Source organism: Priestia aryabhattai B8W22, from assembly GCF_000956595.1.
GTDB classification, from domain to species: Bacteria; Bacillota; Bacilli; order Bacillales; family Bacillaceae_H; genus Priestia; species Priestia aryabhattai.
Genome location: NZ_JYOO01000008.1, coordinates 65,998 through 80,646, shown reverse-complemented (window position 1 = coordinate 80,646; position 14,649 = coordinate 65,998). Strand labels below are relative to the sequence as shown.

Genomic DNA, 14,649 nt, shown 5'->3' with positions numbered 1-14,649 from the left:
AGGTTGGGAAAAACGTATTGTAGTTGAAGGGAAATCCGAACGATGAATCGAGATTCTTGGTTGAGAATCAAACTCGTTCGGATTTTTTCATTGTGATAGTGAACGTAAGTTTCAAGTATCCCGTTTGTTCGTCTTTAGATTGGATTCATGTAGTTGTGGCTCAATCTCTTTTTTGTTTTCATTAAAAATAAATGGTTAAAAATATATCTCTTTGCTGAACCTAACCCTATCTAATTGTTCAAGAAAAGAGGTAAAAACATGAGAGCATATAAAGTAGAAAAAGATGGTTCAATTTCAACTTCATTAAAAGGAAAATCGGTTTTATCCACTTCTTATTTAAATAAAGGTTCTGCTTTTACTGAAGAAGAAAGAGAAGAGCTTCATCTGCAGGGACTTCTTCCTCCAACGGTCTTAACGTTAGAAGAGCAGGCAAAAAGAGCATATGAGCAGTTCAAAAAAGCACCGAATGATCTTCAAAAAAATAATTCGTTAAATGATCTGCATAATCGAAACGTCGTGCTGTTTTATCGTTTATTAACCGATCATTTAAGTGAAATGCTTCCCATTATTTATACGCCTACTGTAGGTCAATCCATTCAAGAATACAGCCATGAATACCACCGTCCTGACGGCTTATATTTATCCGTAAATGAAGCCGATCGATTAAGTGAGGCAATTGAAAACTTAGGGCTCGACAGCGAAGATATTGATTTGCTGGTAGTTACGGATTCAGAAAGTATTTTAGGAATTGGGGACTGGGGTGTAGGAGGGATCAATATTGCAGTTGGAAAGTTAGCGGTTTATACAGCTGCAGCAGGAATTGACCCAAGCCGCGTACTGCCTGTTGTTCTTGACATGGGGACCAATAACAAAAAGCTTCTTGAAGATCCTTTGTATTTAGGAAATCGTCATGAGCGAGTAAAAGGAGAAGACTATAATCGCTTTATTGCTCAATTTGTAAAAGAAATAACGACCAAGTTTCCTAAAGCGCTTCTTCATTGGGAGGATCTTGGGAATATTAACGCGCGTCACATTATGAAAGAATACGGCGATAAAATTTTAACGTTTAATGATGACATTCAAGGAACGGGAGTGATTACTCTTGCAGCCGTTTTAACAGCGGTGCGCATTACAGGTACGCCTTTAAAAGACCAGCGGGTTGTTGTATTTGGACCGGGATCTGCTGGAATTGGGAATGCTGATCGTATTCATAGTGCGATGATGCTTGAAGGGCTGTCTGAAGAAGAAGCGTATGATCGTTTTTGGGCATATGATTACAGAGGTCTATTAACGGAAGATATGGAAGATTTAGCTCCTTTTCAACAGCCTTACGTTCGTCAAAATGAAGAGATTAAAGAATGGGAAAAAGACGATGAAAATAAAGTTTCACTATTGGAGCTTGTCAAGCAAGTGAAGCCAACGATTTTAATTGGAACGTCAGGCGTAACGGATGCTTTTAGCGAAGAAATTATTAAAGAAATGGCAAAGCATGTGGAGCGCCCTGTTATCATGCCGCTTTCAAACCCAACCAAACTTGCTGAAGCTGTTCCAGAAAATATTATAAAATGGACGGAAGGAAAAGCCCTTATTGCAACGGGAAGTCCATTTGAACCCGTTGAATATAACGGGCACACTTATGAAATCGGACAGGCTAATAATGCATTTGTGTTTCCGGGTCTTGGTTTAGGTGCAATTGTGGTTCGCGCTCAAAAGTTTACTGAATCTATGTTTGCTGAAGCTGCCAATGCAGTAGCGCGTATAGCAGAAACAGATACAAAAGGAGATACGCTTCTTCCTAATATTAAAGATCTTCAAAAAGTATCAAAGGCGGTTGCTGTGGCAGTTGCCGGTGCTGCTGTAAAAGATAACGTAGCAACTGTTACGGAACAAAATGTAACTGAACTTGTAGAAGCAGCGGTATGGCAGCCTGTTTATAAACCTGTTAAGGCAAGAAATGAATGAGGTGAATGATAAATGAGCATAGGTCAAATTTTTCTCATTCTCGCGCCTATCTTTTTTGTCATTTTACTTGGTTATTTAGCAGGGCATTTTAAAAAATTTGACAAGCAAACGTCTAAGGGGCTTAACACATTAGTAACGAAGTTTGCGCTTCCTGCACACTTATTTGTAGGTGTGACGACAACGCCAAGAAAAACACTCATAGACGAATGGCCGTTTTTAGTTGCGCTGATTTTAGGAATTGTCGGGTTTTATCTCATTATATTGCTCATTGTAAAGTACGCAGGGAAGTATACGTTAACTGCCTCTTCTATGTTTGCCCTAAACTCAGCTCAACCAACGTTCGCTTTTATGGGTATTCCAGTACTCGGAGGATTGTTCGGTACAGGCGCAGTAGCGATCCCAATTGCCATAACAGGAATAGTGGTGAACGCGATTTTAGATCCGCTGGCAACGATTTTGGGAACTGTTGGCCAAAGGGGACGAAGGGAAGGGGAAGAGAAAACAAGTTTATTCAAAGTAACGGTTCATTCTATTTTGCATGGTTTATCTGAGCCTTTGGCATGTGTCCCGTTAATTGGAGTGATTTTAACGCTTTGCGGCTTTCAGTCACCTAAACTGTTACAGGATATGCTTAATCAAATCGGAAGTATTACATCAGGAGCAGCTTTGTTTGCGGTAGGAGTAACGATTGGAATTGGAAAAATTAATTTCAGTAAAGGCGCGCTTGGGATCGCTGTCTTAAAAGTAGCGGTTCAACCAATCGTTATGCTCGGAATTGCAGTATGGATAGGGCTGTCTTCAGATGAAGTGACAAAAGCTATTTTACTGGTAGCTTTTCCTGGGTCTGCTGTAGCTGCGATGATTGCTTTGAGGTTTGAAAGCTTGGAAAACGAAACGGCATCCGCTTTTGTCATTAGTGCTATTTTATCGTTGGTTACGCTGCCGCTTCTTATTTCTTGGCTTATGTAAAATAAAAAAACGAAAGAGGAGAATTCCTCTTTCGTTTTAAGACGGATTAATAAGCTAATGCGAATAATCCTTTGATATGAGATAAGTAACGAACGTTACTTGCTTCTTTCATAAGTGATGCTGGTAAACCTTTTAATTGCGTTTTGTTTCCGCCGATTGTACCAATTGCATCTTTGCGTCCAAGACTTCCTAGTGTACCAGAGAAGACAGGAACGAATGATTCCATTGCTCCGCCGCGAATAGCTACTGCTAAGTTCACGCCTACAACTTCACCCATTTGCCAAGCTAATTGAGCAGTAGGTGGGTAAGGGCGACCTTCTGGGCCCATTACAACCGCTGAGTCACCAGCAAGGAATACATCTTTATGAGATGTAGATTGTAAGAATTCATTTACAAGTGCACGACCGCGGTTTACTTCGATACCTGAGTTAGCAACTACAGAGTTACCTTGAACTCCGCCAGTCCATACCATTGTTTTTGTTTCAATTTTGCTGCCGTCTTTAAGTTCAACAGTTGTAGCATCCATTTTTGTTACAGGTGTACCAGTAACGAATGTAACGCCACGTTTTGTTAAGCTTGATTGAGCGCGCTCTACTAATTCAGCAGGGAAGCCTGGAAGAACTGTAGGAGCTGCTTCTACACAGTATAGAGAAATTTCTTTTGGATCAACACCGTGTTTTAGGCATAGGCTTGGCATTAAATCAGCGTATTCACCAACAAGTTCGATACCTGTTAATCCGCCTCCGCCAACTACGATTGTACCATCAGCTTTATTTTTTGTTTTGCTGTATTCAGCGATACAAGCTTCTACGTGGGCACGTAAACGGTTTGCATCATTTACTGACTTAAGAACGAAGCTGTGCTCTTCTAAACCAGGGATACCGAAGTAAGCAGTTTCGCTACCTAAAGCTGTAACAAGGTAGTCGTAGCTTAATTTTGTACCATCTTCAAGAGATACTTCACGTTGATCTGGTGAAATTTCTTTTACCGTTGCAATTTTTAAATCAACGTTGTAGTTTTTAAGTAATTTATCAAGTGGTAAAGCTACCGCTTGTTCAGAAACGCCGCCTACAGCTAGACGGTGTAATTCTGTAATGATTTGGTGAGTAGCAAAACGGTTCACTACTGTAATTTTTGCTTCATCCGCACTTAGGTGTTGGCGAGCTGTCATTGCAGTTAATAAACCACCGTAACCGCCGCCTAAAATTAAAATATGTTTTGACATAGTCGATCCTCCGTCCACACTTTTTAATGAAAATTATTTTTGTTTTTCGTTTGTAATGTCTAAATACGCTTGTGCAAAGCGGAATAGTTTTTGAGCTTGTGGATCTTTAAGCATGCGTAATAAACCGAATAAACCGATTGAATTAGAAGCATTTGCTTCTGCACGATCGTTTGCTTCGATTGCAGTAGCTGCAAGACCTTTTACTGTTCCTTCTACTGGCTCGATAAATTCTTTTACTCCACCAAGTAGATCTTCTTTTAATACGTCGTCAGTTAATAATGATTGTGCAACGTCGTAAGTTTTTGTAAGCACCGTTACCATTTCAGATAATTTTGGTAAATTATCTACAAGAACAGTAAGAGCTTCTTGTACTTCAGGCTTTAACAATTGATCTAACACATCCGCTTGACCTTTGTTAACTGCCGCTTCTGTTTGTACAGCAGCATTTTCCTCTGCAGCTGATTTTTGAATAGTTGATTGAGACATGAAAAGTCCTCCTTTGCTGGATACTGTTGCATATGTAGTTCCTAGTTATCTGCTAGACTTTCAAACTACATTGTGAAGTTGTGAAATCTTGCACATAATTCTATTTTAATTTTAATACGAGATAAAATCAACTCATTTCGTTGAAAAAATAAGTGAAGAACCTCGTAACCTTTTGTTTAATAAAAGTTCGTAAAAAATAAAGCGAATAATTGCCTAGGTAAATAAAATTAAAATAGGGAGCTAACATGATTCCTCTTCCTACGATAAAACAAATAACGTCATATTTCAACACATACGAACTTAATATTCTATAAGTATTAAAAAGATAGGGCGCATTTACTATTTAAAGAGTTTTCAAAAAATTACATTGACTTACTATAGTGTTCTACATATAATCAAAATATAACATCTTATGTAAGGAGATTTAACATGGTTATAGTGGATGAACTTTATCATAATGTGGTCATTACATTGCCTCAATTAAAATTAATTGAATTTATAATGAAGTTAAAAGAAGCTAAAGCACAAGAAATAGAAGATATAAAAACGAAAATTAGTAAATACGAAGAGAAGAAACGTGCTGAAGAAGCTTGGTATCAATCACTATCACCGTTTCGTAAATTTTTTACCGGGCGTCCTTTAAGTCAGCATCAAGCGGTCGAGTATATGGTATACGTAAAGGAACGCTTTAAAAAAATTGATCACCTTAAAGCACAAATGCGAGAACTTCATGAAGTTCTTGAATTAATAAAAGCGGAAAATGAAGAAACAAGTGAAATTACGCTTTCGCCTGCTATTGTACAAGAAATAAAACGATTAAAAAGCAGTGGAGGCGTGGGGATATGAGTGTTAATGAACTAAGTTTAGGTATAAATACAACGTGGGTCGTGTTAACAGCGGCGATGATTTTGTTAATGGAAGGCGGATTTGCCTTGCTAGAGGCAGGTTTTGTCCGCTATAAAAATAGCGTGAATATTATTATGAAAGTATTTGCTGATATTACAATAGGAACGCTTTGTTTCTATTTAATTGGTTTTGGATTAATGTACGGAGATGATTTAGGTGGAATCGTCGGTAAAAGCGGTTTTGCGCTATCAGGTAATTTATCGCACCTTGACATTCCAATTGGGCTTGAAACGTTTTGGTTGTTTCAGTGTGCATTTGTGATTGCGGTCATTTCTATCGTTTCTGGAGCAGTAGCAGAACGAATTAATTTCCGTGCATACCTTTTATATGCGATTTTAATGACTACATTTATTTATCCTGTAGCGGGCCACTGGATTTGGGGAGGCGGATGGATTAGTAAGTTAGGGATGCTTGATTTTGCTGGTTCCGCAGTTATTCATGCTTTAGGCGGTTTTTCAGCTTTAGCAGCTGCAATAATGATTGGACCAAGAAAAGGGAAATTTACGAAGAATGGAATTAGTTCCGTTTCTCTTCCAAGCAATTTGCCGCTTGCATCAGTTGGTGCCTTTTTATTATGGTTTGGATGGTTCGGGTTTAATGCAGGAAGTACGCTAAGTGCCACTGACGTTAGAATTGGTCACATTGCTATTGTCACAATGTTATCAGCAGCAGCAGGCGGAGCAGCTACTTTATTTTATACCTTATTTCGCTACAATCGTTCAGATGCGCCTTCTGTGATAAATGGCTCGCTTGCCGGACTGGTTGGTATCACGGCAGGGTGTGCTTTTGTGAATACACCATCTGCTATTTTTATTGGAGCTGTATCCGGATTATTAATGATGGCAGCTACAAACTGGCTTGAAGCGCGTCAAATCGACGATCCTGTAGGAGCTTTTCCTGTTCATGCAGCTTCCGGAATATGGGGAACGTTGGCTGTGGGTTTATTTTCTACAGACGGCGGAGTGTTTACAGGAGGGAGCTTGACGTTATTAGGTGTTCAACTTCTCGGATTAATTGCTCTATGCGCTTGGGGATTTGTTACAACATGGATAGGGTTAAAGGTTATTTCCTTGGTGGTGCCGCTTCGGTCTACGGAAGAAGAAGAGGAAGTGGGCTTAGATATTAGCTATCATGGCATCATGGCAGCTCATCAAGCTCCTGAGTTTATTGAATATGAAAACTACTATGCGGAAGTGAAAGAAAAAAACGCAGATTCTTAAAAGAAGGCCGCGCTTTATAACAAAAGGGCGGCCTTTTTATGTGGGAAAAAATAGTTTTAAAATACTTGGTTTAAATGATTGAAAAGTCAGAATATTTGTGTTATATTATAAAAAAGCCAAGGAGTTGATTTCTTATGAAAAAGAATTTACTTAATTCACCGCAAAAATCCAACGGAAAGGTGCTTGATGCATTATTCGCTGAGATGGTTTTAGACAAGGCGATTGCAGAATTTCGTAAAGCACAGCTAAAAGAAGAAATCGACCGCACGCTATTGATGAAAAATAAAGAAGAGTTTTTAAAACTCTCATCAGAACTTAAACAAATTTCTTAATTACTTACTATACTTCACACACCATCTATTTTAGATGGTGTGTTTTATTTTTGAGACCTACTAAAAGGGATTAATTAGTAATAATTATGAATATGTTCCTATTTGAAACTTTATTTACATTAATTGTATTGACTTCTTTTATGGATTTTTTTAACATAACCAAGAATTAAAGAGGAGGGGTTTGGTTGGGACATCTATTATTAGTAGATAGCTTAATTGCAGGTATTGTTTGTATTGTGTTAGGAATTTTATTTAGAGCTCACAAAATAAGCAAATTTTTGTACGGGATAGGAATTGTATTTGGTCTTATTTTTGCAGTTGGAACGGTTAGTCAGTCTTCATCTCATACAGAAACTTCGTCAGTTACAACTGAGAAAGTAGAAGCAAATCAAAAGAGCAGTAAAGACACGTCAGAACTTAAAGCCCTCGTTACTAAGGGAATGACAGATAAAGAATTTCAAAAAGAAAAAGAGAAAGCCGCTTTTCAACAGTCAGACTTAATTGCGTTAGGTAATGGAGAAGTCGGATATGTGATCAAAGCTGAAGATGGTTACGTTGTAGCTGATACGAACGGTAAAACTATTTCAAGCGTTGAAACGTTTAAAACGGCTGATGAAGTAGAACAGTATGGATTAAACGAAGTTAAAAAAGTACATAAAGATGTAAGAACAGTTGATGCTCACTATACGGCTTCAGATTTAGAAAGCTTAGAAGATTTTGATCAAAAAATTAATGAAGTGCTGAAGCGCGTCGATCTTACAAAAAAAGAGTTTAATGAATTAAAATTAAAAGAGGTGAAAACATTAACTTCTCATGAAATAGAAGCGATGAAGACTATTCGTGACTCTGTTTCGCCCATTACAAAAGATACGCTGCTGCAAAAAACGATCCCTGCTAAAGATATTGAAAAGTATGTAGATGGATCTTATACAGCGCTAGGAGGGTATGTAGCTAAAGCTGAAGATGTTCATGATATTACTTCGTACAAAGATTTTGTGGAAAGCTTACGTTTAGATTACACCGATGGTTCAGGCAAAAGGCCGTTTCCTGAAGAAGGATCAACGTACGGTGTAATCAAATTTAAATCGCAAGCGGTAAGCCACGTTGATATTCCCTACGGAACTGTGTTCGGAGGAAAAACAACAGACGGACCTCCATGTACGCTTAATGGGTTTACAGGATCTCGAAACGGGGAAACCGTTCCAGAGTTCAAATTTGATAACTATTATCCACCAGCAAACGGAGCGGAACTATACCAAGTGGTAAATGGGGAAGAAGTACTTTTAGCTACCTATGTGGCAGAAGAAAAACGATTTGTACCAGCGGTTGCTAACCCAATGTAAAGGACTGGTTTTTTGTGATTCGAAAAGGTTTGTATGCAGCATATAATGAACGAGATTACGAATGTTATGAAACGGAAAACGGGTGTGTAAAGCTGATTAGCTATGATAAAGGAGACGTAGCAAATGGATTCATTCCATACAATGACACGACTTTCACAAAAGAAGTTCCTCGTGATGCTGTTGAAGAAGTGTTTTTTGTAGCTCCGTATGCTGCTTATCAAAATGAAACGTTTGGTGTGTCAGCTGCTTCTGATGGTCAAGTACTTCTAACCACATCTGAAAAAGAAAAAGCTGATAAATATCATTTTCAACGAACGGATAAATATCTATACGAAAAACGTGTGTTAAAAGAAGAAGTGAAGTTAATGGAGAAAAAAACTCCTTACTCATAAGACGCCATAATAAAAAGAGGATGCACTCGCATCCTCTTTTTATTTAATCAATTTTCTTGAAGTGTTGCTGTTCGTATTATCATTTGTACGAAGGAAGGTAATACCAAGACCGATTAACCCTCCTACAATAGCAGGAACTACCCAGCCGAGACCCACTCCATACATAGGTAGAATCGATGTAAACAGATCGTTTATTGCCGCAATTTTGAATCCAGCAGCATTTAAGCCATCAAATAAACTAACGATAAACGTGAACAGAAGGCTTACTTGGTAAACTTCAGAACGTCCTTTAAATAAAGGGTGTAAGAATGTTAAAGCAATTAACACAATAGCTAACGGATAAATAGCTGTTAAGACCGGAACCGAAATAGCGATTAATTCCGTTAAACCAAAGTTTGCTACAACGGCACTGAATGCTGATAAAATGACAGCAATCAACTTATAAGAAACACTTGGAAACAGCTTATGGAAAAAAGATGAACAAGATGTTACAAGACCTACACTTGTCGTTAAACAAGCAACGGTAATCATCAGACCTAAAAGAATTCCACCGTAAGAGCCAAAGTAGTAATTTGATACTTCAGCTAAAACCGTACCTCCGTTATCAAGACGTCCAAGCTCTGATACGCTTGAAGCACCCATATAGGACAATGCACTATAAATAAGAGCTAAAATAACGGCAGCGATAGCCGTAGCTTTTGCACAAATTGTGATAATTTGTCGGTTAGTTTTTGCTCCTTTTTCTTTAATTGCATTAATAATAATAATTCCAAAAACAAATGATGCTAGTGTATCCATTGTCAAGTAGCCTTCTTGGAAGCCTTTAAAAAATGAGTGTGTTGTATAAGCTTCGCTTGGTGCTTCAAATTTTCCAATTGGGTTCACAACGGCTACAACTACCAATATTCCAATAAACGTTAATTTAATAGGTGTTAAAACTTTTCCTACTAAATCGACAATTTTCGCAGGGTTTAGCGAAAAAAAGCAGGTAATAGTAAAGAAAATTACCGTGAAAATGATAAGGGGAAGGTGCCCTGGATTTTCTGATAAAAAAGGCTTAACGCCAATTTCGAACGAAACGCTTCCTGTTCTTGGCATCGCAAAAAGCGGTCCGATTGCCAAGTATAAAATCGTAGTAAAGATAATACCGAAAGCTGGGTGTACGCGACTAGCTAAAGACTGCAGATCCTCTTTTCCGGAAAAACCAAATGCGAGAACGCCTAGAAGAGGCAGACCTACACCCGTTACTAAAAATCCAGCGTTTGCTGACCAAATATTGCTTCCGGCAGACTGACCTAACATTGCAGGGAAGATTAAATTACCTGCGCCGAAGAATAGGGCAAAAAGCATAAAGCCAATAACCACTATAAATGAAAAAGGAACTTTGTTTGACACGTTAAAACCTCCAAAATTATAAATGCTTTTTATTATCGTGTTGAATAATTAAAATTTTCAGAATTTTATATTCGAATAATAAAAATAAACATGTATCGTATTATACTAACCTAAAATGCATATTTCAATATAAAATTTTATTTTTTTAATTTATTCGCTGAAATAGCAAAAATAGAAAAATACTTAGCAAAAAAATCTCAGTGTACAACAATTATTTGATATGATAAAACAGAACCGTGGCTTTTAAAAATTTGCAAGTGCGGCCTTACATTCTTATTAGTAAAGAACTGTTTACATAAGGTGCTGTAAGGATGTATATTTATACACGGTTCGTTGAACCGCATATGCTCGATGGATGAAAGTCAACTGTGCGAAAGGAGCAAGAAAGTGAAAAGGTTAGGTCTAGCAACTCAGATTCTAATTGGACTGATTTTAGGCGTAGCTGTAGGTGCTATCTTTTACGGAAGCGATACGGCCATTTCTATTTTACAGCCAATTGGAGACATATTTATTCATTTAATTAAGATGATTGTCGTACCGATCGTGATTTCAGCATTAATCGTAGCGGTCGCAGGAGTAGGCGATATCAAAAAATTAGGTAAGCTTGGCGGAAAAACAATTCTTTATTTTGAGATTGTTACAACCATTGCGATTGTAGTGGGGATTATTGCCGCGAACTTATTCCACCCTGGTGCAGGGGTTGATATGGGACATATTGAAAAAAGCGATATTTCTCAATATGAGGCAACGGCAAAAACGTCTGAAAGTACAGGGATTGCTCAGGAGCTTCTTCATATTGTTCCGACAAACGTCTTTCAATCGGTAGCAGAAGGCGATCTTTTACCAATCATTTTATTTTCCGTACTGTTTGGTGTAGGCGTAGCTTCGATTGGAGAGAGGGGAAAACCTGTTTTAGCCTTTTTTGAAGGCGTCTTGGATGCAATGTTTTGGGTAACTAATTTGGTGATGAAATTTGCTCCAGTAGGTGTATTTGCACTTATTGGTGTTAATATTATAAAGTTTGGTGTCGGATCACTTATTCCATTAGGGAAATTAGTATTCGCCGTTTACTTCACCATGATTTTCTTTGTGCTTGTGGTTCTTGGAATTATTGCTAAAATGGCTGGAACAAGCATGTTTACGCTCCTAAAAGTGTTAAAAGACGAGCTGCTTCTTGCTTTTACAACGGCAAGCTCAGAAGCTGTTTTACCTTCTCTTATCAAAAAAATGGAAGACTTCGGTTGTTCTAAGTCGGTTACGTCGTTTGTAATTCCAACAGGCTACACGTTTAACTTAGATGGTTCAACCATTTATCAGGCGCTGGCATCGCTGTTTATTGCTCAAATGTACGGCATCGACCTTTCCATTATGGATCAAATTCAGCTCCTTCTTGTGCTAATGTTAACGTCAAAAGGAATGGCTGGTGTACCAGGGGCATCGTTTGTAGTTGTACTTGCTACACTTGAATCCATGGGCTTCCCTCTTGAAGGCATGGCATTTATTGCAGGAATTGACCGCATTCTTGATATGATGCGTACCACAGTTAACGTAGTAGGAAATGCTTTAGCTGCGATTGTAATGTCCAAGTCTGAAGGCGAGTTTGATAAGCAAAAATCATTAAATTACACAAACGAATTAAAGAAATCAAACATAGCTTAATGCAAAAAAAGCCGGGCAGCCGCCCGGCTTTTTTGTTTGGGGCTGCCTGTTATCTTTTTTGAAACATATGGTAAAATAAAAGAAATGAGAGACAAAGGAAGTGTCATAATGACGGAAACTGTTCAGTTAATTAAAAAGCTTGTTTCGACTCCCAGTCCTTCTGGAAATACAGAAAAGGTTATTTCGTTTGTCGAAGACTATGTAAAAGAGCTAAATATTCAAACGTATCGCAATCGAAAAGGAGGCTTAGTCGCTACTATTCCTGGGAAAAATACGGATCACCACCGTATGCTGACGGCTCATGTCGATACATTAGGTGCTATGGTAAAAGAAATCAAACCAAGTGGACGTCTGAAAATCGACTTGATTGGAGGGTTTCGCTACAATTCCATTGAAGGGGAATATTGTGAAATCGAAACGTCAGCAGGAGAAATATTTACAGGAACCATCCTTATGCATCAAACATCTGTTCATGTGTATAAAGATGCAGGAAAAGCTGAGCGGAATCAAGAAAATATAGAAATTCGATTGGATGAAAAAGTACATAGCACAGAGGATGTTCGCAGCCTTGGAATTGAAGTCGGCGACTTTGTTTCCTTTGATCCTCGTGTAGAAATAACAAAAAGCGGTTTTATTAAATCTCGTCATCTCGATGATAAAGCAAGCGTAGCTTTATTGCTTCAGCTCATGAAAATAATTCAAGAAGAACAGATCGAACTGCCATACACTACGCACTTTCTCATTTCAAATAATGAAGAAATTGGATACGGAGGAAATTCGAACATCACGCCTCAAACAGTAGAATACTTAGCGGTTGATATGGGTGCCATGGGAGATGGACAATCTACTGATGAATACACCGTGTCTATTTGTGTAAAAGATTCAAGCGGCCCATATCATTACGGTTTGAGAAAGCATTTGGTAGAGCTGGCTAAACAGCATGATATTCAGTACAAATTAGATATTTATCCGTTTTACGGATCAGATGCTTCTGCTGCTATTCGTGCCGGGCATGACATCGTACACGGCTTAATTGGTCCAGGAATTGATTCTTCTCATGCGTTTGAGAGAACGCATCAAGATTCATTGAATCATACGTATAAGCTTCTTTACCACTATGTGCAGTCGAACATGGTTCTGCTTTAAGAAAGGAATATTTAATTAGTGAATTTTTATGCGAAATAAAGAGCAGGACGGGATTGTGATGTCTGTTTTTTCCTTTCCTAGAAAAGAAGCCGGATAGCCGGCTTCTTTTTTAATAGATCGTATATATTTTTTCTGGGGAAGCAACAGTGGGTTAAAAAAGCACCTTTTCAAAGAGGTATAATGCTACTTAAACCTTTTGTACATTTTGTTCATTTAGAGAAGTTAAAATGTTTTTAAATTTTTAAAAGTTTCTTGTGACAAGTTTTGTAGAATGGGTTTTCAAAAGGAAATGGTTTCGTCATAATGTGGATATAGCGATCACTACAATAATCGGAGGCGAATCTTTTCATGTGGGTACTGACGGTATATGCTGGAAAAGAAATGAAAATGTTTGAATTTGAAACTGAAACGCAGGCGAGAGAAGCTTTTGCAAAAACAAATGGCTGTAAAGTTCTTTCAGAAGTCGTGTATTATAATGATCCTCATTTAACATTAGTAGCTATATAATGAAAAAACAAGAGCTAACTTTATGCTCTTGTTTTTTTATAGCCTCTTGTATCTTACGAAAAGAATAGAGTTGAAATAAAAAAAAATGTACGCTATGATATGGTAGTTACTTCTATTATTCTGATAGTTTAAAAGGTTCATATATATCAAACAGCAACAGTAAAGATGCCAAGAAGGCTTAATAGGGAAACTGGTGAAAGACCAGTACTGCCCCCGCAACTGTAAGTGTGGACGAACGAGTATAACCACTGTGGAAAAATCACGGGAAGGTTCTCAAGTAGAATGATACACAAGTCAGGAGACCTGTCTTTATTGTGAAGTTTCTATTTCTCCGGGGAGCGGGAAGGGAAAAGTTGGCTTAAAGTGGCATTCGTGTACACTTTTATTCTGACGTTTTACCCGCTCGCATATTAGCGAAGCGGGTTTTTCTCGTAGCATAAAACTACATATCGTGCAAAAAAGGTGCGCAATATTGAAATTGCGTTAAATGGGAAGTCTGGTGTGAAGCCAGCGCGGTACCCGCCACTGTGAAGAGGAGCTGATTGCATATGCCACTGTATTCGGGAAGGCGCAATCAAGTGATGAATCGAAGTCAGGAAACCAGCCTTTTTCTAATGCGAAGCTTACTCTACGGGATATAGGTGGAAGTGCAAAAACTTAGTTTGAATTTTTCTGCGCCTCTATCACTGATAGAGGCGTTTTTTAGTAAAGGAGCGGATGAGTGTGACGACGTGGAACTTAAATGGAACAAAGCATCACGTATTGATTTGTAATGGAAGCAGCTGTATGAGAAAAGGTGGAGAAGAAGCCACGCAAGCTATTCGAAATAAAGTGACTGAACTGAATCTAGATGAAGCGGTTCATACAACCCGTACGCGCTGTAACGGAAGATGCAAAGATGCTCCTGTAGCTATCGTGTACCCTTCAGGAGATTGGTACAAGCAGGTCACTGAAAATGTAGCTCATCGAATTGTCGAAGAGCATTTAGCAGGAGGCTGCAGTATAAAGGAATCGCTTATTTATGAATATGATCAACAAGGTTTTGTTTCTCCAGAAAACAGTGATTCCATAGAAGGAATCGACAAAGTAAAAAGTAACGTATAAAGG

General features: G+C 38.2%; 14 protein-coding genes and 2 riboswitches. Of the genes, 11 read left to right on the top strand and 3 right to left on the bottom strand.

Features of this window, described 5'->3' with window-relative positions; genetic code table 11:
- Positions 1 to 258: 258 nt before the first annotated feature.
- Both N178_RS08390 and N178_RS08385 read left to right on the top strand, forming a co-directional pair.
- Entirely contained in the window at positions 259 to 1,962 is a 1,704-nt protein-coding gene (locus N178_RS08390; RefSeq protein WP_045291747.1) for an NAD-dependent malic enzyme, read from the top strand.
- A gap of 12 nt (positions 1,963 to 1,974) precedes the next feature.
- Positions 1,975 to 2,931, top strand: a complete 957-nt coding sequence (locus N178_RS08385) for an AEC family transporter (RefSeq protein ID WP_045291746.1) — start codon at positions 1,975 to 1,977, stop codon at positions 2,929 to 2,931.
- A gap of 46 nt (positions 2,932 to 2,977) precedes the next feature.
- On the opposite strand, the gene N178_RS08380 is transcribed toward N178_RS08385, so the two are convergent.
- Positions 2,978 to 4,156 (bottom strand): NAD(P)/FAD-dependent oxidoreductase, encoded by a 1,179-nt coding sequence (locus tag N178_RS08380; RefSeq protein ID WP_013057328.1) that lies wholly within the window; start codon positions 4,154 to 4,156, stop codon positions 2,978 to 2,980.
- 33 nt (positions 4,157 to 4,189) lie between these two features.
- Positions 4,190 to 4,642: a DUF1641 domain-containing protein gene (locus N178_RS08375; protein ID WP_013057327.1), complete on the bottom strand. Its 453-nt coding sequence runs from the start codon at positions 4,640 to 4,642 to the stop codon at positions 4,190 to 4,192.
- A 429-nt stretch (positions 4,643 to 5,071) separates the two neighbouring features.
- On the opposite strand from N178_RS08375, the gene N178_RS08370 reads away from it, so the two are divergent.
- The 5 genes from N178_RS08370 (at position 5,072) to N178_RS08350 (ending at position 8,835) form a co-directional block, all read left to right on the top strand.
- Positions 5,072 to 5,488 (top strand): hypothetical protein, encoded by a 417-nt coding sequence (locus tag N178_RS08370; RefSeq protein ID WP_013057326.1) that lies wholly within the window; start codon positions 5,072 to 5,074, stop codon positions 5,486 to 5,488.
- The gene (locus tag N178_RS08365) at positions 5,485 to 6,768 is read left to right on the top strand and encodes an ammonium transporter (protein ID WP_045291745.1); all 1,284 of its coding nucleotides are present in this window, start codon (positions 5,485 to 5,487) and stop codon (positions 6,766 to 6,768) included. The genes N178_RS08370 and N178_RS08365 overlap by 4 nt, the downstream gene beginning before the upstream one ends.
- 134 nt (positions 6,769 to 6,902) lie before the next feature.
- Entirely contained in the window at positions 6,903 to 7,100 is a 198-nt protein-coding gene (locus tag N178_RS08360; protein ID WP_045291744.1) for an IDEAL domain-containing protein, read from the top strand.
- A 185-nt stretch (positions 7,101 to 7,285) separates the two neighbouring features.
- On the top strand, positions 7,286 to 8,443 hold the full coding sequence (locus N178_RS08355; RefSeq protein WP_045291743.1) for a hypothetical protein: 1,158 nt from the start codon (positions 7,286 to 7,288) through the stop codon (positions 8,441 to 8,443).
- A gap of 14 nt (positions 8,444 to 8,457) precedes the next feature.
- Positions 8,458 to 8,835, top strand: a complete 378-nt coding sequence (locus N178_RS08350) for a hypothetical protein (protein ID WP_045291742.1) — start codon at positions 8,458 to 8,460, stop codon at positions 8,833 to 8,835.
- Positions 8,836 to 8,874: 39 nt separating this feature from the next.
- Here N178_RS08350 and brnQ read toward each other — a convergent pair whose 3' ends face one another.
- Complete coding sequence (gene brnQ / locus N178_RS08345; RefSeq protein ID WP_045291741.1) at positions 8,875 to 10,230, bottom strand: branched-chain amino acid transport system II carrier protein; 1,356 nt, start codon at positions 10,228 to 10,230, stop codon at positions 8,875 to 8,877.
- 387 nt (positions 10,231 to 10,617) lie between these two features.
- Between brnQ and N178_RS08340 the strand changes: the two genes are divergently transcribed.
- The 4 genes from N178_RS08340 (at position 10,618) to N178_RS08330 (ending at position 14,646) form a co-directional block, all read left to right on the top strand.
- A complete protein-coding gene (locus tag N178_RS08340; protein ID WP_045291740.1) occupies positions 10,618 to 11,889 on the top strand; it encodes a cation:dicarboxylate symporter family transporter in 1,272 nt (423 codons plus the stop codon).
- Positions 11,890 to 11,997: 108 nt separating this feature from the next.
- Entirely contained in the window at positions 11,998 to 13,035 is a 1,038-nt protein-coding gene (locus N178_RS08335; protein ID WP_045291739.1) for a M42 family metallopeptidase, read from the top strand.
- Positions 13,036 to 13,383: 348 nt separating this feature from the next.
- Positions 13,384 to 13,542, top strand: a complete 159-nt coding sequence (locus N178_RS26965) for a hypothetical protein (protein WP_014459832.1) — start codon at positions 13,384 to 13,386, stop codon at positions 13,540 to 13,542.
- 146 nt (positions 13,543 to 13,688) lie between these two features.
- Positions 13,689 to 13,867, top strand: a riboswitch (cobalamin riboswitch).
- A 118-nt stretch (positions 13,868 to 13,985) separates the two neighbouring features.
- Positions 13,986 to 14,165, top strand: a riboswitch (cobalamin riboswitch).
- Positions 14,166 to 14,265: 100 nt separating this feature from the next.
- Positions 14,266 to 14,646, top strand: a complete 381-nt coding sequence (locus N178_RS08330; protein ID WP_045291738.1) for a (2Fe-2S) ferredoxin domain-containing protein — start codon at positions 14,266 to 14,268, stop codon at positions 14,644 to 14,646.
- The last annotated feature ends 3 nt before the right edge of the window (positions 14,647 to 14,649 follow it).

Coding starts and splice junctions, on each gene's coding strand:
- N178_RS08360 (WP_045291744.1), top strand. CDS start 6,903: ATGAAAAAGAATTTACTTAATTCACCGCAAAAATCCAACGGAAAGGTG.
- N178_RS08375 (WP_013057327.1), bottom strand. CDS start 4,642: ATGTCTCAATCAACTATTCAAAAATCAGCTGCAGAGGAAAATGCTGCT.
- N178_RS26965 (WP_014459832.1), top strand. CDS start 13,384: ATGTGGGTACTGACGGTATATGCTGGAAAAGAAATGAAAATGTTTGAA.
- N178_RS08390 (WP_045291747.1), top strand. CDS start 259: ATGAGAGCATATAAAGTAGAAAAAGATGGTTCAATTTCAACTTCATTA.
- N178_RS08385 (WP_045291746.1), top strand. CDS start 1,975: ATGAGCATAGGTCAAATTTTTCTCATTCTCGCGCCTATCTTTTTTGTC.
- N178_RS08370 (WP_013057326.1), top strand. CDS start 5,072: ATGGTTATAGTGGATGAACTTTATCATAATGTGGTCATTACATTGCCT.
- N178_RS08365 (WP_045291745.1), top strand. CDS start 5,485: ATGAGTGTTAATGAACTAAGTTTAGGTATAAATACAACGTGGGTCGTG.
- N178_RS08335 (WP_045291739.1), top strand. CDS start 11,998: ATGACGGAAACTGTTCAGTTAATTAAAAAGCTTGTTTCGACTCCCAGT.
- N178_RS08380 (WP_013057328.1), bottom strand. CDS start 4,156: ATGTCAAAACATATTTTAATTTTAGGCGGCGGTTACGGTGGTTTATTA.